Consider the following 19,021-nt stretch of genomic DNA (forward strand, 5'->3'; position numbering starts at 1 on the left):
GCGATCTTTTCCTTGCTTCGCTTATAGAATCTTGGTAAAAAGTCAACGCCTTTGTGGAATGTAGTAATATTTCACTGTAAACCAAAATGTACATCTTTATTTTTTGTCTGGCTCTGCTTTACTTATCTCATGCTGAGCAATACGAATTGAGCCGTACAATGAGACTATTCATCAATTAAGAGCGACCCTGACCCATGATTAAGGACACCATCAACAATATTCATGTTAACGCTGAAAAGGTACTGGTAACACCTGACGCGTTGGCCGCGGAACTGCCCGCATCTGATCGGGCACTGGATGTCATCAGACAGTCCCGCCAAATCATTTCAGATATTATCCATCGTCGTGATCACCGTATGCTGGTGGTTTGTGGCCCATGTTCAATCCACGATATCGAAGCAGCAAAAGACTACGCTTTACGCTTAAAAGAGCTACATGAGTGTTATAAAGACACCTTGTACATTGTTATGCGTGTGTACTTTGAAAAGCCCAGAACCACCACCGGCTGGAAAGGGTTAATCAACGATCCGCACATCAACGATACCTTTGACATCGAGACCGGCTTACGTAAAGCCCGCGAACTGCTGATCTGGCTGGCCGAACTGGAACTGCCGGTGGCTACCGAAGCGCTGGACCCAATCAGCCCGCAGTATCTGGCTGAATTATTCAGTTGGAGCGCCATTGGTGCGCGTACCTCTGAGTCACAAACTCACCGTGAAATGGCCAGCGGCTTATCCATGCCGGTAGGCTTTAAAAATGGTACTGACGGTAGTCTGGATATCGCTATCAATGCGCTTAAGTCTGCGGCGTCTTCACACCGTTTTATGGGTATTAACAAGCAGGGGCAGGTTAGTATTATTGAAACCGCGGGTAATCCCGACGGCCATATTATTTTACGTGGCGGCAAGCAACCTAACTATGATTCAGTGTGTGTGTCTGAATGTGAAGAATGGATGGACTCTGCCGGTTTAACTGCTGGCCTGGTGGTCGATTGTTCACATGCTAATTCCAATAAGGATTATCGTCGTCAGCCGCTGGTGGCGAAAAACGTGGTAAACCAAATTCTGGAAGGCAATCAGTCGATTATCGGTATTATGCTGGAAAGTCACTTAAAAGCAGGCAATCAAAAATCCGATGGCGTGGCGTTTAGTGACCTGGAATACGGCGTGTCAATTACCGATGGTTGTATAGATTGGGAGACCACAGAAAGTCTGCTGGCACAAATGCGTGACAAGCTGATAACTGTGTTACCATTACGCCAAAACAAGCGTACGGAATTAGCCTGATATATGTCTCAAAACGACCAGCAACAGTCTGCCCGCCAGCTGGATGAATTACGCCGGGGAATCGATGAGCTGGATAGTCAGCTCATCGAATTACTGGCGAAACGCGCGGCGCTAACCAGTAAAGTAGGTGACGTAAAAGCGAAAACCGGCATGCCGATCTATGTGCCGGAGCGCGAGGCTGAACTGCTGGAAAAGCGTAAAAATCAGGCTGCTGAGTGCGGCGTGTCTGAATCGCTGGTCGAAGATTTACTGCGCAGAATCATGCGTGAGTCATATCATATTCAGAATAACCGTTACCGCTGCATTAACCCGGGTATCAAACGCGTAGTCATTATTGGTGGTGCCGGTGCCCTGGGTAAGGTTTTTGTGGGTTTGTTTGAGCGCAGTGGCTACAAGGTTGATGTGCTCGAAAAAGACGATTGGCACCGGGCCGATGAGGCGTTTAAAGAGGCCAGCCTGGTGTTGGTTTCTGTGCCTATCAATTTGACTGTCGACGTTATCGAAAAACTCAGTACCTTGCCGTCAGATTGTATTCTGGCCGACATCACCAGTATCAAGGATAAGCCGCTTGAGGCGATGATGAAAGTGCATCCGGGACCAGTTGTGGGTTTACATCCAATGTTTGGGCCCGATGCTCCCGGTATGATCAAACAGGTGGTGGTGATATGTCATGGCCGTCAGCCACAGGCGTACGAGTGGTTGCTCGCACAAATGCAAACCTGGGGAGCCACATTGTTTGAAGTCACCGCCGAAGAGCATGACAAAGCCATGGCGTTTATTCAGGTTATGCGCCACTTTAATACCTTTGTTTATGGTGCTCATCTGGCTGGAGAAAATCCAAATCTCGCGCTGTTAACGCAGTTAAGTTCGCCGATCTATCGACTGGAACTGGCCATGGTCGGACGACTTTTTGCTCAATCCCCTACACTTTATGCCGATATTATCTTTAATAATCCGGAAAATTTCTTATTATTAAAACGTTTCCACCAACGTTTTGGTGAAGCCCTGGCTATTTTGGACAAGGGCGATAAAGCCGAATTTATCCGCCAGTTTAACGAAATTGGCGCATGGTTTGGCGATTATGCACAAACCTGTCTGGTCGATAGTAAACGATTATTACTTAAGGCTGATGACGATCAAATGCTGAGGACAGGTGCCTGAACAGCAAAAAGTAAACTAGCAGAAGACTGGTTAAAAACGACTAAACGGTGTTATTTTTAACGGACTTTCTGCATGACTCTTAAACTGCGTTTACTTCTTACTATTATCCCATTGGTAACGGTAGCTATCTTAATTATGGCGACCGTGGCGCTGCAACTTAGTGTGAGCGAATCCATGCAAGCGTTGACAAACGTTGCCGAAGAAAAGCTCAGTATCGAAAACCGCCAGACCAGTGATGCCATTGCGCGCTATATTCATACCGTCGAAAGCCAAATCCGCATTATGTCCTCTGAGACTCAGGTTATTGAAGCCGCGGCTGCATTTAATCGTGCTTATGCCGCTTACAGCGACCAGCGAGGTAGTTTAAGTGCCACTCAACTTGCCAGTCTTAATCAGTATTACACTCAGGATTTTGCCGGCCTATATAAGCAACGTAACAATCAGGCCTTGCCTGATGCCACAAGCCTGGTTACGCCATTACCCGCTACGGCAAAAGCATTGCAGTATGATTTTATCGCCGGTTCGGCTTTTCCGATTGGCGAAAAAGACAGCCTGAGCAAACTCGGCAATGACACGGATTACGCGATACTGCATGAACAATATCACAGGTATTTTCGCACCTTTCTGAAAGAATATGGCTATTACGATATTTTTATTGCCGATGCCAACACCGGTAATATTGTTTACTCGGTCTATAAAGAACTGGATTTCGCTACTAATTTAAAAACCGGCCCTTACCAGAACACAGGTATTGCCGCGGCTTTCGATAAAGCTTTGCAGGCAGATTCCGCCCAGGACGTTCTGCACAGCAGCCTGGACAGCTATTTACCTTCTTACAATGCCATGGCCGGATTTGTATCTTCACCGATAGTAAACAATGCGGGCAAAACCATTGCCGTACTGATTTATCAGATCCCACTTGATGTTATCAGTGACATTATGACGCACGGAAAAGCCTGGCAAGAATCTGGTCTGGGCGCATCGGGCGAAACTTACATTGTGTCTTCTCAAAATACGCTGGTCACCGAAAGTCGCTTTTTTCTGGAGGACCCTGACGGTTACTTTAAGGCCGTAAAAGTCAATTTGCCCGCTGTTGCCCAACAAATTAAGCAGTCTGGTACCAGTGTGGGTATTCAGCCTGTAGCGACAACGGTAGTTAAAAAAGCCCTTAACGGCCAAAGAGGCTTTGAGCAGGTTACTGACTATCGTGGGGTTGAGGTGTTTTCCTCTTATTCCATGCTTAAAATTGGCGACTATCCCTATGCGGTGCTGGCAGAAATAGATGTGGATGAAGCGTTAGCCGCGGCCGAATCGTTAAAATATAAGTTGCTGAGCGGTACTCTTGTCGCGGTCATCGTTATTGCCGGTGTGGCAGTCATTCTGGCCATCTGGCTGGCGGGTCGATTAGTCAGGCCGCTAAATAAAGTGGGTGACGCCTGCTCCTCTCTGGTTTCGGGTGAAGGCAACTTAACCATTGTGCTGGAAAAATCCAATATCCCGGAAATTAACCGCATTATCGAGCCATTTAACCAGTTTATCGGTCAAATTCGCAACATCATTACGCAGGTTAAAGGCGATGCTGACTCGCTTGCTTCCGCAGCAGAGGAGCTCAGCGCTGTTACCCAGCAGTCTGAGCAAAATGCCATTGAACAGGTAAAACAAACTGAAACGGTCGACCAGGCTATCTCTAAATTGTCTGCCTCGGTTGCTGAGGTGGCAAGATCCACGGCGCTGAGTCGTTCTCACGGGGTGGAAGCAAATGCCAGCCTGACAGAAAACCAGGAAAGGGCTGATTACGTTGCGGATAATATCCAGTTGCTGGTGAAGTTAATTAAAGATTCTTCCCACGTGATAACGTCCTTAAAGAATGAAGTTGGGCAAATTACCGACTTACTTAACGTGATCACCAGCATTGCTGATCAAACCAATCTGCTGGCTCTTAATGCGGCCATCGAGGCTGCCCGTGCAGGCGAAGCCGGTCGCGGATTTTCAGTAGTTGCCGATGAAGTACGTGCGCTGGCCAATCGGTCTCAGCAGAGCACGGTAGAAATTGGCCGCTTGGTCGACAAAATGAATATTTCTTCGGAACAGTCGGTGCAGGCCATGGAAAAAGCCGAAGCTGCTGCTAGTGGTGGTATACATCTGGTAGAGCTGGTGACCAAAGCCATGAAAGAGTTAAGTGCGACTATTGAGCAAGTGCAGGCCATGGCTAATCTGGTCTCCCAGGCTACCGAGGAGCAGGAGCAAACATCGCAGGTGGTTTTAGGCAGTGTACACAACGTGAATGCGTTAGCTGCCGAGGTTCGCTCGGGGGCTTCGCAAATTAGCAGTGCTGCACTGGAACTGGCGAATATTGCCACGCACACTCAGTCTATGGTGTCACGATTTAAGGTATAAAAACAAAACCGCCCCGCGGCAAAAGCTGCAGGGCGGTTAAGGGTTAGTTACCCGCAGTCAGTGCTTTGGAGGCAGCGACCTTGGTGGGGTTTATTTCCTCACTGGGATAACATCCCAGGACTTTCAGGTAGCGGGTAATGCGTTTGAGTTGGTTAATCGCATTTTGAACCGGCCCATCCTGAGTGTTGCCTTCAACGTCAATGTAGAACATTTCTTCCCACGGGTTTCCTGGGATTGGGCGCGACTCCAGTTTGGTCATATTGATGTTGTTTTCTTTTAATATCAGCAAAGCTTCTACCAGAGCGCCTGGTTTCTGCACCGTTGACATAACAAAGGTTGTTTTTGCCGGTACCTGTAATGGCACCACTACAGGCTGTTTAGCTACAACAATAAAACGGCTGTGGTTTTCTTTCTGGTTGGCCAGGTTGGACTTTATGGCAAACAAACCATACAGGTTACCGCCCGCCTCGCTGCCAATTGCCGCCACATCATCACGGTTCAGTTCGCTAACCTTTAACATGGCCGAAGACGTGGCATCCATGGTTTTAACTTCCACATTGCCCAGCTCCGCGAGGAAGTGGCTGCATTGAGTAAACACCTGAGGATGTGCGTACAGGGTTTTGATGTTCGACAGGTTAGTGTCTTTAGCAACTAACAAGGAGTGCTTAATGGCGTGAGTCAGCTCGCCAATAATGCTCAGTTCGGTGTTTTGCAGTTGGTCGTACACTTCGTTAATACTGCCTGAAGTCGTATTTTCTACCGGTAATACGGCGTAGTCAGCTTCGTTGTTTTCAACTTTGCTTACTACCTCGCGGAAACTCTGACAGCCCAGTTCTAATAAATCACCAGGGCGGCGCGAGAAGTACTTTTGCGTCGCCAGGTAGCTGTAAGAACCACGATCGCCTAAAAACGCGACGCGGTTTAAGGGCAGGGCGCTGCCCGGGTTAGCGCGTTCAGCCAGCATTGCTTGTTGATTCAGTACTGAGTCTTCGATGATGACATGAAAAACCTGCGTGATGTAATGGGCATCAAGGCCTTTTTCCTGACCCTCTTTGATAAGGCGGATAAGCAGTTGTTCTTCACGGGCCTGATCGCGCACCGGGATATGATGCTTAATTTTAGTTTCGGCAACCTGATTGGTCAGGCCGCGACGTTCTGATAGCAAGGCTAATAACTCGCTATCCAGCGCAGTGATGCGCTCTCTGATTTGATCTAGTTCAGGGGCAGACATAAGTTCTCTCTTATTACTTCAGGCAAAAAAAAACCTCCCGTTGGGAGGTTTATTCGCACGCGCAATGCTTCCTCCCTCAGATGAAGGTGATAAACACGAAGAAGCGAGCGATGATAGATATTTTCATCCCGGTACTTTATTTCGTCAGTGTGATACTGTCAACCCATTTTTACGGCCCAACAAGTAAATTTGTCGGGGCCTGGCTTGACAGTGATTAGTCACTCAAAAGTGCCACCAGCATGGCTCTTACTTCAGCAGGCTCGAAGGGTTTATCGCACAGGGCATTAACGCCGGTTTGCTGGATATTGGCCATATGCATGCTGTTGGCCGCTTCCGACGTTACCATAATGATTGGAATATGCGAGGTTTCAGGGTTAAAGCGGATAAACTCCGAAAGCTCCCGTCCGTCCATTTCCGGCATGTTGTAGTCTGTTACGACTAAATCAAAAGGCTCGTCCTTAATCAGCGTCAGTGCCATAGCACCGTTTTCTGCTTCTTTAATCTTTTGCAATCCCATGCCTTCCAGTACCCGGCGAATATGATTTCTCGCCAGTTTACTGTCATCAACCAATAATACGCGTACCTCGTGCACATCGAATAAATCAAGTTCCAGCTCATCGGCATTTAACGAATCCACACTGGCTTTAAGGGCTCTGTGCAAGTGAATGGTTTCGAACGGCTTGGGCAGAATCGCTGCCACGCCGGCCTGTTTAAATTCTTCCAGCTTGCTGGTACGGGATTCACTGGAAACCAGCATAAAAGGAATATGCTTAAAGGTTGAGCTTTCTTTAGTAAATTTTAGCAAATCAATGGCAGTACCATCTTCAAAATACATGGCACTTACAATCAGGTCGGCGCCGTGTAACTCAACCAGATTTTTCGCTTCGCTGATATTGGATACTGCGTCTATCTGTTTAACATGTTCTTGAGTTAACATGCCGGCAATAATCTTTCGCTGCGTATCAGAGGGCTCCACTAATACAATATTCAGGTCAGAGATTGATAACTTTTCCATTCAGGTTCTCGTAGTTGTTTATTCTGATTATTATTTTTGATTTGCCGGGCGTTAGCCTCCGGCCAGCTTTGACTTAATACCCTGCTGCGCCAGCACCTGCTGGATTTTATCCCGGGCATCTGATTGTAATTCGATAGTGCCGGCTTTAACAGCGCCACCGCAGCCGCATTTTTTCTTTAATACCGTGCACAACGCTTTTAGTTCATCAGCGCTGGAATCGAGCCCCGTGATAATGGATACCCCTTTTCCTTTACGTCCCTTGGTTTCCCGTTGGATCCGCGCTATGCCGTCTTTATTTACCGAACGGACATCGGCTGCCTGTTCAGTTTGATCAATTCGTCCGCCATCGGTGCTGTAAACCAGTCTGGAATCTTGCATACTTTGCTGTAACTCTCTAATTCTGAACTACACTCAGAGATAGTGATGTAGTTTCAATATTCTATCGTGGATAAATTTATGCATTGCTAGAGTAATAGTAGCAAACGCAACTAGTGAGTGGGAGCACAAATGAGCATAAAAAGCGAAGTCGTTAACGAGTCAGTTTTCATCATTCATGTTGGAGAACGGTTTGATTTTTCTCTGGTGATCGATTTTCGTAATTCTTATGAGGAATTGGATGAGGGAATAAAACAGATAGATATTGATTTGGCGGCAACCGAATATATGGACAGTTCTGCCCTGGGTATGCTGCTGAATATGCAAAAAAGCCTGGCTGACAGACAGCTAACCTACCGGATTATCAATGCCCGGCCACAGATAGCCCGTATTTTGCAGATCTCCCGCTTTAACAAAAAGTTTGATATTCAGTAAGCGGGTAAGTGCATTCGAATGGTCAAAATCCTTATTGTCGATGATGAAGAAATTAACCGCATAATGTTGCGGGAGATGCTGAAAGAAGTGGGCTATAACGATTTTATCGAGGCAGACAATGGCTTGCAGGCTATCGAACAGGCCAGCACTCATCATCCGGATATCGTGCTGCTTGACGTTATAATGCCGGGCATGTCCGGTATTGACGCTGCGCCGCAAATTAAAGCAACGTCGCCTGATTGCCACCTGCCCATTTTATTTATCACCAGTCTGGATGATGAACAAAGTCTGGTGAGATGTCTGGAAAGCGGTGGTGATGACTTTATTTCCAAACCTTTCGAAAAAATAATTCTGCACGCCAAATTAAAAGCCCATGAACGGACCCGCAATTTAAGTCTGGAAATCATCGATAAAAATCGTTCGCTAACGTACTTCCAGTTAGAGGTTGAACGTAATCACCGGATAGTAGAACACATCTTTGATAATGCCATCGGTCAGAATGCTGAAGCGGCGGCGTATTTTGACTTTTATACCCAGCCTGAAGCGCAGTTTAACGGTGACTTATTTTTGTGTGAGAAAAGTCCGGCTGGCGGGGTATATCTTTTTATAGGTGATTTTACCGGTCACGGACTCGCGTCGGCTATTGGCGCAATTCCTGTGGCGCAGTTATTTTCGGTGATGTCACACAGGGGATTAGCCGTGGGTGAAATGGCGACTCGCCTTAACCGACTTTTGGTTAGTTTACTGCCAGCAGATATTTTTTGTGTGGCGAATATCGTCGAGATTTATCCCAACGGTAAAAACTTTACCCTGTGGGGAGGCGGCTTACCCCGGGTTGCGGTTAAAACCCCGGATCAGCAAATTCGTTTACTGATTGATTCGCAGCACATGCCACTGGGTATTCTCGAAGACTACGAATTTGAAAATGATACCCAAAACTTTGAAATCGAAAGTGGTGATACCGTACTCTTTTATACCGATGGTCTGATGGAAAGTCAGCATGCAGAATATGGCATGTTGGGCGAGGAGGGGGTGGAGAAGTGGTTCACCCAACGCGCCTCGGTTAATGCGCAGTTACTGGTGGATAAAGCGGAATTATACCGGGCTGGTGCGGCTGCCGAAGACGACATTACCATCGTGTTATTTCAAAGCCAGCCGTTTAACTTTAACGTGCCGGTACACACTATTACGCCAGTGCCTTTTGATTTGTCATTTCACCTTACCGTCACACATATTAAAGATAGCCAGTTGATCGAACAGATTGTCTCCATCGTTCATAGCATTCAGGGGCTTGCGGCTATTCGATCGGAATTTTTTACGGTGATTACTGAGCTTGTAAATAATTCTATCGAGCATGGTATTCTGGGCCTTTCCTCGTCGTTAAAAGATGAACCGGACGGCTTTATAAAGTACTACCAGCTACGTCAGCAAAAACTTGAGTCGCTGGAACAAGGCGATATCTGGCTGACCCTGCGACGTATTATGCCCGAGAACGTGCTTGAGATTAGCCTGGAGGATAGCGGACCGGGTTTTGCACCCGACAGCCTGACGGAGGACGATAATGTCCCACACGGCCGGGGTTTTGTGCTCATAAAAGAGCTTTGTCAGTCCTTACACATCGATGACCACGGTAAATGCATTACCGTGAGGATGTCTTTACAGCCCGCCTTAACAGATGCGTCTGCCTCAAATAAGGTTGAATGATATAAAACACAGGATTAACCATTGAGTTATCCAAAGGTGGCATTGTCATACTATCTGCGAATAAGTGACAATGGTGAAGTGAGGTATGTATGTTGAAATCAATTCTGCAATTTTTTAGTGCGTCTCCCAAGGACGAGCCCGCACCACATCAGCTTGAAATTGCTACGGCAGCATTATTAAGCGAAGTGGTAAGAGCAGATAGTCTTTCTGATGAGCGAGAATTAGCTAAACTTAGAGAATTAATCCGGCAAAATTTTGATCTGACTGAAGAAGACGTCGAAAATATCGTCAGGGTGGGGGAAAAACGTTCAGAAGAGGCGGTAGATCTTGTACAGTTTACCAAAGCCTTAAACAAAGGAATGAGTGCCCAAGGCAAAGAACAGGTGATGAAAGGGTTATGGGAAATAGCGTTTGCTGATTCTACGCTAAGTCCTGACGAGGAATATATCATTCGGAAGATCGCAGATTTATTGTATATTCCTCACAGTAGTTTTATAAAAACTAAACTGGACGCGGGTTCCGCGTGACAATGACCAATTGGTGAGATAAGAATGTTCAGTAGTATTCGAACAACGATGGCGGTGATCCTGAGCCTTGTTGTTATGACATCATCAGCCTGGGTGCTCTGGCTCGCCGTTGCTGAACATGAAGAACTGTTTCTGGAAGCGCAGAAAAACAACCTGTTCGCGCTTACTCGTAATATGGCCAATGACCTGGTGCCCTATATGGAAAGGGAAGAGCGGGACAACTTTGCTCTGAGTATCGTGTTACTTCGTCTTGAGCCGTACAATAATGTGATTAACGCCACCATTTACGATAACGAATTTAACCCGGTAGAAAATTATTTTGGGCGCGGTGCCCGCCTCAAAGATGACCAGCCTTTAGATTCCTATGCAGACCCCACTGTTTATGACATGGGTATAAATATCGACAACGGTAAACTGTTCAATCTCGAACGAATTGGTGAACAGGCTTTTCCGGTGGGTTATTTACTGATAGTGAATGACCTTAACTCCAGTCTGGCGGAAAGCCGACGGTCGTTAATCTTTCGAACCACTCCCTGGGTGATACTGTTACTAGCGTTCACTATTTTTGTTTCGCTGGCTGTGCTGCGTCGTTCATTTAAGCCACTTGAAGTTCTGTCTCGTTTTACCCAAATGGTAATTGATACCAAGGATTACTCTGCGCGACACGACGTTAAAGGAACCTCAGAAATCAAGCGACTTGGTGAACACATTAACCGCTTGATGGCGACCATCGAAGAAGAACTGTCGATTAACCAGCAGCAAACTCAAACACTGATGGAGCAGCAGGTAACCATGACCCGGCTGGCGAATTTCGACAGCCTGACCGGTTTGCCCAACCGCCAGTTTGTTATGGACACCATTCGTATTGAACTGGCTCGCGCCCGGCGCTCTGATGGTGATTTAATCCTGATGTATTTTGACCTGGATGGTTTTAAAGGGATCAATGACTCCCTCGGTCATGAAACCGGGGATATGATCCTCATTGAAGTGGCAGAGAGGGTCAAAGCTATTCTGCGGGACGGCGATATTCTGGCTCGTCTGGGGGGCGATGAGTTTTTAATTATACCTGATCGTGATGTTACCGAACTTAACATGGCGACGGTATCTGAGCGTGTTCTGTCGGCATTTATCGAACCCTTCAAGTTGAAAGGTTTGTCCCTTAAAGTTGGTGTGAGTATTGGTGTCGCTAAAGCCAAAGAAGCGGGTTATGACCTTAGTCAGCTGGTCAGTAATGCAGATTTAGCAATGTACCGTTCTAAAGCCAAAGGGCGCGGGGTTTATACTATCTTTAACCCTGAGATGTCGGAATCTCATAAACGTAAGATTATGATAGCCAACAGCATTGAAGCGGCTATCGAAAACAACCAGTTTTGCCTCTATTATCAGCCTAAAATTAATCAACAGGGCGAGATAGATTCGCTGGAGGCCCTGATCCGTTGGTTCCATCCGGAGTTAGGGGCGGTCATGCCCTCGGAGTTTATTCTGGTTGCCGAACAAGCGGGTAAAATTACCGCAATTACCCAATGGGTCTTAAACCAGGCAAGTAAAGAGCTGGCAGAACTAATCGACATTTATTCTCCTAAGATACGGGTAGCTATTAACTTGTCAGTCCACGACCTGCGTCACAGCGACTTATTTGACTGGATCTACAATGCATTTAAGTCTTACGGAGTTAATCCTGAAAATGTCGAGTTTGAAGTGACAGAGTCAGCCTATCTGGATAATTTCAGCAGCAGCGAAAACTTATTTAAGCGCCTGCATAACCTGGGTTGCACTATCGCACTTGATGATTTTGGCACTGGGTATTCGTCACTCAGTTATCTGACCCAAATTACCATTGATACCCTGAAAATCGATCGTCAGTTTGTTATGGAGCTCGACACTTCCGAGCGCTGCAGGGTTGTAACCATTTCTATTATTGATCTGGCTAAGCGTTTGTCGCTGAAGATTTGTGCTGAAGGGGTGGAAACCCATTCGCAGTGGGAATATCTCAACTCTTTGGGCTGCGATACAGTACAAGGCTATTTATTCAGTAAACCCCGTCAGCTCGCCGATATTAAAGCGCAGCCACACTGTCATCGACAAGCTAGTTAATAAAGCTCCCGGCAGTACTTGGTGATAAAGCCAGGTACCAGACAACCCTCTTACTATGAATAGATTAAAACAATTAGGTATTGCTGTGCAGCGGCTGCTGTGAGCGCTGTATTAAAGATAAGGTGATGCAACTAATACAACGGGGCAGGCACTACCCGACCCGTTATGATTATTGTTCAGAAGAGCGGAAGACAACCTTGATGTCATCGGGCAGGGGCGTATTTTCAGGAACATACCCAATGGTATTGCTGGCCGAACGAATATTGATAATTAAGTCATCAATGCCTGACGCGTTATCTGGTTCTTTCAGGCGGCCACTAAACCGCATTTGTGCCCAGTAGGAACGAATTCTTGATTCTGTCAGGCCAATTACCCGAACATTAAAGATTGAGCGGGCTACTTCACCCGGGGGCAATCCCAGCGGGACAATATTGTCTACGGAAACTGTTCCCATAAATATGTTTTTCACCTGGGATTTACTTAGTTGTTCGATATCCGATGACTTATTAATGATCACCATAATGTGATCATCGGATTTCGCTTCAGTCATCAAAGGCTGTATCAGTAGCAAGGTAAGCAGAAGTAAGCGTTTCATCAGAATACCCACTCCACTGCCAGCTGATAAAGAGTAGCAGTATTATCAAACTGCTCATTCTTTACTTCAAAGAAAGCGCGTTGTTTTCCTTGTCCTCTTAACAGGGATACATCCGCTTTGAGGGCAAAGTTAGCGCTAAAGTCATAGCGTACGCCTACGGCCAGGCTATTTAGTGAGTCTCTCTTAAAGCGTTGGTAAACAGAGTCATAACCGTAATAAAGCTGGTCCAGTTCTGGGCTAAGGCCCAGCGGTATTTCGTTTACCGGCTTATCGTAAGTTACGGAAGAACTTGCCAGTGTGACGTGATAGGTCATAGGCGGGCTGTAAATACCGGCCGAAATATAGCCTCCAATCATGTCAGGAAAGGCAGTGGGTTCACCTGCCAATTTCATAATTTCAGCTTCGGCAAAATAATCAAAACTATGATAGCCAAGGCTGGTGGTAAGGACTTCGACTTTGCCCACAGGGGACAGTGAATCTGCAGATACACCGTACCCGGCAGAGCGCAGGATATTACTGAACGCTGTGAGTTCGTCCAGCGCGACATCAATATCGCCCCGGTGGAATGCCAGCGAGAAGCGCAGGTTTTGGCGCTGTAACCGCCCAATTATACCGTGGAGATTGGATACATCCGGTTTGATTTGGGTTTCGGCGATTTCATAACTGTCGTTATAGCTGCCCCAATAGGTTTCAACAGACCCCTGAATTTCATCGTTACCAAAGCGGTAATTTAAGTTGATTCCTTCGTAAGTAGGAAATAACACGCCGTTATACAACTGCTGGGGCAGATTAATCCAGTGATAGGCAAACCCTACGTTGCGCACATCTGAATAGTTGAAAAAAGGCGTACGTTGTTTGCCAACCCGCAACTGCCAGTCATCGTTGATGTGGTAGGTGAGGTAAAGCCATTCGATACCAGAGTCCTTTGCGTCATTACTGTGGGCCAGTAACTGCGCAGTGACACTCACTTTGTCGATAACCTGCCAATCAACCTGCAGTGCCGCCAGGCTTTGGCTGTCAAAGGTAACTTTATCGGAATAATCGAGATAAGCAGCGTCACCGGTGTCGAGGTAGCCCGCTACTAAGCGGCCAAAACCGGAAATTTGAAAATCTGAGTCTGAATTAGCCCAGGTTACAGACGGCGCACTACAGCAGGCAGCGCTTGCTGCCAGTAAAAAAGGAGATAAATGTTTTTTCAACATCTTCATTTACCAAACTTAACATAGCTTAAAGTTAATCCACACCGGGTCTTTTCTCAAGTTTGGGTTGATTTTTTTTTAAATCCAAACAGCCAGATCAAATTTAGCAAATTAAAAGGCGTGCCCGGGTTTGTAAAACTGTTACCTAATTGCAACATTTTCAGAGTGAAAAGAGATGCTCGAATAATCTGTTTTTGGCTATATTGCTGAAATGTATGGTTTTTATGGAATTGGTACGAGTCCTGCTCTATTACAGTAAACCAGGCATGCCGCTTTCAGGCCTGCCGTCAGCGGAGACGATTATGCGTACTTTAATTATTGCAGTAGCAGCATTAACAACCTTTTCTGCAGCAGCCATTCCAACCAGTCAGGAATTTATGGCCAAAATGGATTCCGATGAAGATGGTTACATTACGCTGCGTGAAGCAGTAAAGAATACGGATTTACTCAGAGAGTTCGGCGAAATAGACATTAACGAAGACGGTAAGATTAGCGAAGCCGAGTTGATTAGTTCTGACTATGGCCGCGAAGTGCTGGAAATTTCGGTCTAACCAGGCAGGGCGAGTCAGTTAGTCTGTGGAATTAGGTAAATAGGCGTTAACACATTGTCGAATACTCAGCGCTATGCGATGCTTGCGTCACATTTAATTGAGAGTGGTTCGCTTTTGCGTCTGGGTTCATTACGTCAACTTATTCTGGGTAGCTTTTTGGTGGCATTAATGCCGCTGGTTGCATTGCTTTGGCAAAGCCATACGGACCTCACCCGTCTCACCCGCATGACGATTGACGAAACACAACAGATCGCCGGGCTTGTCTCTAATGTGCAACAGCTGGAAAGTGCCAGTGTGGTGCTGGAGCGTTCGCTGCGTCAGTTTCAGATTGTAAAGAATGACGCGGCGGAAAACCTGGTCAGTAACGCACTGGACAGGTTTGGTGAACGATATACTGCTTTGTGCTTTGCCAAAGTCACCGTGCAGGGGTGTGAGTCGGTTAAAGCCGTCTTTGCAGGACTACAAGCCAATACAGCATTTGCTTCTGAAGCCCAGTTGATACCGGTTCTGGCCAGTTTGCGCCAGTCGCTGACAGATGTTCACGACAGCGTGGACGAGGCTATCGAAAGCCGGTTAATTCAGCAACAGCAGGATGTCGCTGCCATGCAGGCCCGGCAAACCTGGTTAAGTGCCCTGTTAGTATCTGTCTCCTTTGGCCTGATCCTGCTTGGCAGTCAACTGGTGATCAATCCGGTTCGTAAGTTAAAACTGATTATTCGGATGCTGGCTCGTCAGCAAGGCCGGTTACCACCGCTGTCGACCCGGGCGCCGAAAGAACTGGTGGGCGTTGAAAAAGATTTGCACTGGCTGGGTGAGCGCCTGGCCCAGCTGGAAAATATCCGAACAGCGTTGTTACGACATGCCGCGCATGAATTAAAAACACCGCTGGCCAGCATTAAAGAAGGTTGCGCGCTGCTTAGCGACGGAACGGTAGGCAAGCTGACTGAGCCGCAACAAGAGGTAATGAGTTTACTGACCAGCAGCACAACGCGTCTGAATACGTTGATTGAAAAGTTGCTCGATTACAATATTTTGCTGCAACAGGCGCAGGCAACGTTCACATCAGTGAACGTGGAAGAGATGGTAAATCAGTGCATCGAAGATTATCAACTGGCACTGCAAAACCATAACCTGTCGGTCAGTATAGAGGCAAAAACCATTAGTGCAGACGCCGAGTTGCTGCGTCGTATTCTGGATAACTTATTGTCTAACGCGGTAGCACACGGGTCGTTGAACCAAACAATTTATATTCGGGTCTCACTGGAGAACCAAACCGCTTTTATCGAGGTGGCTAATCACGGTAAAAAAATACCGGAAGAAAAAATAAGTAACTTATTTGAACCCTTTGTGCGTGGTGAAGGGGCGCGTAATGACAACGTGATAGGAACCGGTCTTGGACTGTCTATTGTGGCTGATTGTGCGCGGATCATGCACGGTGAGGTGAGTGTGACAGACGTGGATTACGCCGAAGTTTGTTTTCGGGTGGCAATCCCACAGCAGGAAGAACAATAACAATGAGACAATATGCTGCAATAAGCGCAGCTTTATTACTGACTGGCTGTACGTTAACGCCAGCCAAGGAAGACAAAACAGAATTAACCGTGACTCAGCCTCAACCTCAGGTCAGTGTGGCTGATTGTATTTTTACTGCTTCAGATAACCTGGATCCGGCGCGCTGTGAGTTAAGTTTTTGGCTGGATTACTGGGCTCAGGTAGAACAGATGGGCTGGCCTAAGCGTGAGTCGTTAATCGAGCAATTAAACGATACCCCAGACGCGCTGTTGCAAAAGGTGATTTTATCCCAGCCGGTGAATACGCCTTACAAAGCCAGACTGCGGGCGCAACATTGGTTTGAGCAATTACTACCGGCGTTAACCGAAGCAAATCAGCAGCGCCTGAGCGCCATCATTCAAAAGCCCAGTGAACATATGCTGGAGTTTGAATCCGCCATAACTTTGTTAAGCAAAGTGAATAATGGCCAGGACAAAACCATTGAAGCCCAGGAACAACAAATTAGCGAGTTAAAAGCCCAGCTTGAGGCATTACTCAAAATCGAATCAAACCTGATGAGTCAGGAAGAGGAGACGCAGCAGTGAGTGACAATGCAAAGCAGCCATCCCATATTCTTTTGGTTGACGACGACCAGAGTTTATTACGCTTAATGACTATTCGCCTGCAAAGCGAAGGTTTTCAGGTCACCGCAGTGGAAGACGGCCAGGCAGCGCTGAAGAAAATCAACACCGGTACCTTTGACTTGGTACTGAGCGATTTACGTATGCCGGGGTTAGATGGGTTAAGCTTGTTTGAAGAAATTATGGCTATCCGCTCAGATATTCCGGTGATACTGATGACCGCCCATGGCACGATTTCGGATGCCGTTGAGGCGACTCAGCGTGGTGTGTTTGGCTTTTTAACCAAGCCGGTAGATCACGACAAACTGCGGGAGCTGCTGGGTAAAGCCCTGCAACATTCAAAAGCGGCCGAGCCGGGGGAGTGGTGCAAGGAAATTATTACCCGTTCACCCGAGATGCTGCACGTGCTGGATCAGGCTTATCGCATCGCCAAACGGGAAGTTAGTGTGTTGGTAACCGGTGCCAGCGGCACTGGTAAAGAGTTGCTGGCTAACGCTATCCATCGCGCCAGCGATCGGGCGGGTTATCCGTTTGTGGCAATTAACTGCGGCGCCTTACCCGAGAATCTGCTCGAATCTGAACTGTTTGGTCACGTAAAAGGCGCTTTTACCGGTGCTGTTACCGCTAATCAGGGGTTATTTCGTGAAGCCCATGGCGGTACCCTGTTTTTAGATGAAATTGGCGATATGCCAATGACGTTGCAGGTTAAGTTACTGCGCGCGTTACAAGAACGCCAGATCCGCCCGGTGGGCAGCAGTAAATCCGTAGATATTGATGTACGGGTGATTTCAGCTACCCACAAGGATCTGCATAAGGAAATGGAAGAGGGTAGTTTCCGTGAGGATTTGTTCTACCGTTTAAACGTAGTTAATTTAAAACTGCCGGCCTTAAAACAACGCAGCGAAGACATTCCGCTACTGGCGCGCAGTTTGTTAAAACAAAGTGCCGAACGCCATGGCGTTAAGGTAACTCAGTTTTCTGAAGATGCCATGCAACTGCTGGTTAAAAGCGACTGGCCGGGCAACGTTCGCCAGTTGGTGAATGTGGTAGAGCAGTGCGTTGCATTAACCCAGACACCGGTTGTTCCCTTACATTTAGTGGAGCAGGCCTTATCGGCAACCCGACAAAGCTGGCCAACATTAACCGAGGCCCGGGATGCCTTCGAGCAAAAGTACCTGTTCAAGCTGCTTAAAATGACCGACGGAAACGTTACCCGGGCAGCAGAGCTGGCCGGACGCAATCGTACCGACATGCATAAGCTAATGAAAAAGCACAATCTGGATGCGGGCGACTTCCGTTAGAACAAACTATTTTGAGTTGCCGGGGCGGGCGCGAACGTCAGTTCCGGCAACGCACTTTGTGGAAACCTTAAGTTGTATAACTCAATAAACTGCTGAGCCAGCCAGGGCGCATCCTGATTGTCCGGACGATGAAAAAATAAATAGCTGGTTTTTCCCTGTTCCCGCCATTGGTGGCATTTTGCCACCCAGGGCTGCAAACAGCGGGCATTATCCTCATCATTATTATTACCTACAAATCGCATAACTGGCTGATTCGCCGTCGCAATAACATTTACCGGCACCCGCGGCTTTTTGGTGCGTACTTCTGCGGTCACCGTATTATCCACGTCGCCGGTAAATAATGCTCTGGTGTCCATAATCACACGATTGACACCATGTGCCATCAGCAATCGGTTAAGCAATTTTTCTGCCTCGCCTTTAGCGAAAAAGTCCGGATGCCTTACTTCTACCCCGTAGCTGAAATCTGCTGGCAGTTTTTGTATAAACCCTTCCAGCAGAGGCAGTTGTGCCGGACCAAAACTGGCGGGTAACTGCAGCATGAGTTGCCCCAGCTTATGTTCAAGCCGGGCCAGCAGGTTCAGCTGTTGTGTAACCATGGCATCGCAGTGCCGCAAGCTTGCCTTGTGGCTGATATCGCCATGAAATTTGAAGGTAAAGCGAAAATCCGCCGGTGTTATCGCCGCCCAGTTATCTACCACTGATTCGCCAGGCAAATGATAAAAGGTAGTATTGCCCTCCACACTGTTTAGTTGCAGAGAATAATCCGCTAACTGACGCTTTGCTGCATGTCCGAACCAGCGTTTTGGCCAGCTATTGTGCTGCCATAGGGGCAAGCCGATAAAAACCGGCGCTAATGTGGTCGCAGAGTGGATATTTGTCATTGGGCTTTGGGTAGCATTTGTTTATACTATGCGGCCTTAAATTAAATCATAAAGACGCGATTGCGATGCATTATCCCAATGCCAGTAAAACAGGTAAAGCGATAATCCGGTATGTCACGCAGACACTGCGAGCCAAC

The 19,021-nt window shown here is 47.2% G+C and carries 17 protein-coding genes; 11 read left to right on the forward strand and 6 right to left on the reverse strand.

Going from position 1 to position 19,021, the window contains the following annotated elements:
• Positions 1–194 precede the first annotated feature (194 nt).
• From BFC17_RS02480 to BFC17_RS02490, 3 genes are all read left to right on the forward strand, one after another.
• Positions 195–1,286 (forward strand): 3-deoxy-7-phosphoheptulonate synthase, encoded by a 1,092-nt coding sequence (locus BFC17_RS02480; RefSeq protein ID WP_070174878.1) that lies wholly within the window; start codon positions 195–197, stop codon positions 1,284–1,286.
• A gap of 3 nt (positions 1,287–1,289) precedes the next feature.
• A complete protein-coding gene (tyrA, locus tag BFC17_RS02485) occupies positions 1,290–2,447 on the forward strand; it encodes a bifunctional chorismate mutase/prephenate dehydrogenase (RefSeq protein WP_070174879.1) in 1,158 nt (385 codons plus the stop codon).
• Between the two features lie 72 nt (positions 2,448–2,519).
• Positions 2,520–4,844, forward strand: coding sequence for a methyl-accepting chemotaxis protein (locus BFC17_RS02490; RefSeq protein WP_070174880.1), 2,325 nt, complete (start codon positions 2,520–2,522; stop codon positions 4,842–4,844).
• Positions 4,845–4,887: 43 nt separating this feature from the next.
• Here the strand turns inward: BFC17_RS02490 and pheA are convergent, their stop codons facing one another.
• The 3 genes from pheA to BFC17_RS02505 form a co-directional block, all read right to left on the reverse strand.
• Entirely contained in the window at positions 4,888–6,075 is a 1,188-nt protein-coding gene (gene pheA, locus BFC17_RS02495) for a prephenate dehydratase (RefSeq protein ID WP_070174881.1), read from the reverse strand.
• Between the two features lie 214 nt (positions 6,076–6,289).
• On the reverse strand, positions 6,290–7,090 hold the full coding sequence (locus tag BFC17_RS02500) for a response regulator (protein ID WP_070174882.1): 801 nt from the start codon (positions 7,088–7,090) through the stop codon (positions 6,290–6,292).
• A 51-nt stretch (positions 7,091–7,141) separates the two neighbouring features.
• Positions 7,142–7,468, reverse strand: a complete 327-nt coding sequence (locus BFC17_RS02505) for an SUI1 family translation initiation factor (protein ID WP_070174883.1) — start codon at positions 7,466–7,468, stop codon at positions 7,142–7,144.
• A gap of 129 nt (positions 7,469–7,597) precedes the next feature.
• Between BFC17_RS02505 and BFC17_RS02510 the strand changes: the two genes are divergently transcribed.
• From BFC17_RS02510 to BFC17_RS02525, 4 genes are all read left to right on the forward strand, one after another.
• Positions 7,598–7,900: an STAS domain-containing protein gene (locus BFC17_RS02510; RefSeq protein WP_070174884.1), complete on the forward strand. Its 303-nt coding sequence runs from the start codon at positions 7,598–7,600 to the stop codon at positions 7,898–7,900.
• 18 nt (positions 7,901–7,918) lie between these two features.
• Positions 7,919–9,604 carry an ATP-binding SpoIIE family protein phosphatase gene (locus BFC17_RS02515; RefSeq protein ID WP_070174885.1) on the forward strand — a complete coding sequence of 562 codons (1,686 nt, stop codon included), beginning with the start codon at positions 7,919–7,921 and terminating at the stop codon, positions 9,602–9,604.
• An 89-nt stretch (positions 9,605–9,693) separates the two neighbouring features.
• The gene (locus BFC17_RS02520) at positions 9,694–10,131 is read left to right on the forward strand and encodes a tellurite resistance TerB family protein (RefSeq protein WP_070174886.1); all 438 of its coding nucleotides are present in this window, start codon (positions 9,694–9,696) and stop codon (positions 10,129–10,131) included.
• A 24-nt stretch (positions 10,132–10,155) separates the two neighbouring features.
• Positions 10,156–12,225 (forward strand): putative bifunctional diguanylate cyclase/phosphodiesterase, encoded by a 2,070-nt coding sequence (locus BFC17_RS02525; RefSeq protein ID WP_070174887.1) that lies wholly within the window; start codon positions 10,156–10,158, stop codon positions 12,223–12,225.
• Positions 12,226–12,394: 169 nt separating this feature from the next.
• Here the strand turns inward: BFC17_RS02525 and BFC17_RS02530 are convergent, their stop codons facing one another.
• Positions 12,395–12,820, reverse strand: coding sequence for a hypothetical protein (locus BFC17_RS02530; protein WP_139141977.1), 426 nt, complete (start codon positions 12,818–12,820; stop codon positions 12,395–12,397).
• Positions 12,820–14,028, reverse strand: a complete 1,209-nt coding sequence (locus tag BFC17_RS02535) for a TonB-dependent receptor (protein WP_083271535.1) — start codon at positions 14,026–14,028, stop codon at positions 12,820–12,822. The genes BFC17_RS02530 and BFC17_RS02535 overlap by 1 nt, the downstream gene beginning before the upstream one ends.
• A 293-nt stretch (positions 14,029–14,321) precedes the next feature.
• Between BFC17_RS02535 and BFC17_RS02540 the strand changes: the two genes are divergently transcribed.
• From BFC17_RS02540 to BFC17_RS02555, 4 genes are read left to right on the forward strand one after another with little or no spacing between them, the layout of a single operon-like run.
• A complete protein-coding gene (locus BFC17_RS02540) occupies positions 14,322–14,570 on the forward strand; it encodes an EF-hand domain-containing protein (protein WP_083271547.1) in 249 nt (82 codons plus the stop codon).
• 54 nt (positions 14,571–14,624) lie between these two features.
• The gene (locus tag BFC17_RS02545; protein ID WP_229680963.1) at positions 14,625–16,082 is read left to right on the forward strand and encodes a sensor histidine kinase; all 1,458 of its coding nucleotides are present in this window, start codon (positions 14,625–14,627) and stop codon (positions 16,080–16,082) included.
• 2 nt (positions 16,083–16,084) lie between these two features.
• Complete coding sequence (locus BFC17_RS02550; RefSeq protein ID WP_070174889.1) at positions 16,085–16,666, forward strand: hypothetical protein; 582 nt, start codon at positions 16,085–16,087, stop codon at positions 16,664–16,666.
• Complete coding sequence (locus tag BFC17_RS02555; protein ID WP_070174890.1) at positions 16,663–18,003, forward strand: sigma 54-interacting transcriptional regulator; 1,341 nt, start codon at positions 16,663–16,665, stop codon at positions 18,001–18,003. Before BFC17_RS02550 ends, BFC17_RS02555 begins: the two co-directional genes overlap by 4 nt.
• Here the strand turns inward: BFC17_RS02555 and BFC17_RS02560 are convergent.
• Positions 18,000–18,884 (reverse strand): DUF72 domain-containing protein, encoded by an 885-nt coding sequence (locus BFC17_RS02560; RefSeq protein WP_070174891.1) that lies wholly within the window; start codon positions 18,882–18,884, stop codon positions 18,000–18,002. The genes BFC17_RS02555 and BFC17_RS02560 overlap by 4 nt on opposite strands.
• Positions 18,885–19,021 lie beyond the last annotated feature (137 nt).

This window comes from Marisediminitalea lipolytica, from assembly GCF_001758465.1.
In the GTDB taxonomy this organism is placed as follows: domain Bacteria; phylum Pseudomonadota; class Gammaproteobacteria; order Enterobacterales; family Alteromonadaceae; genus Alteromonas; species Alteromonas lipolytica.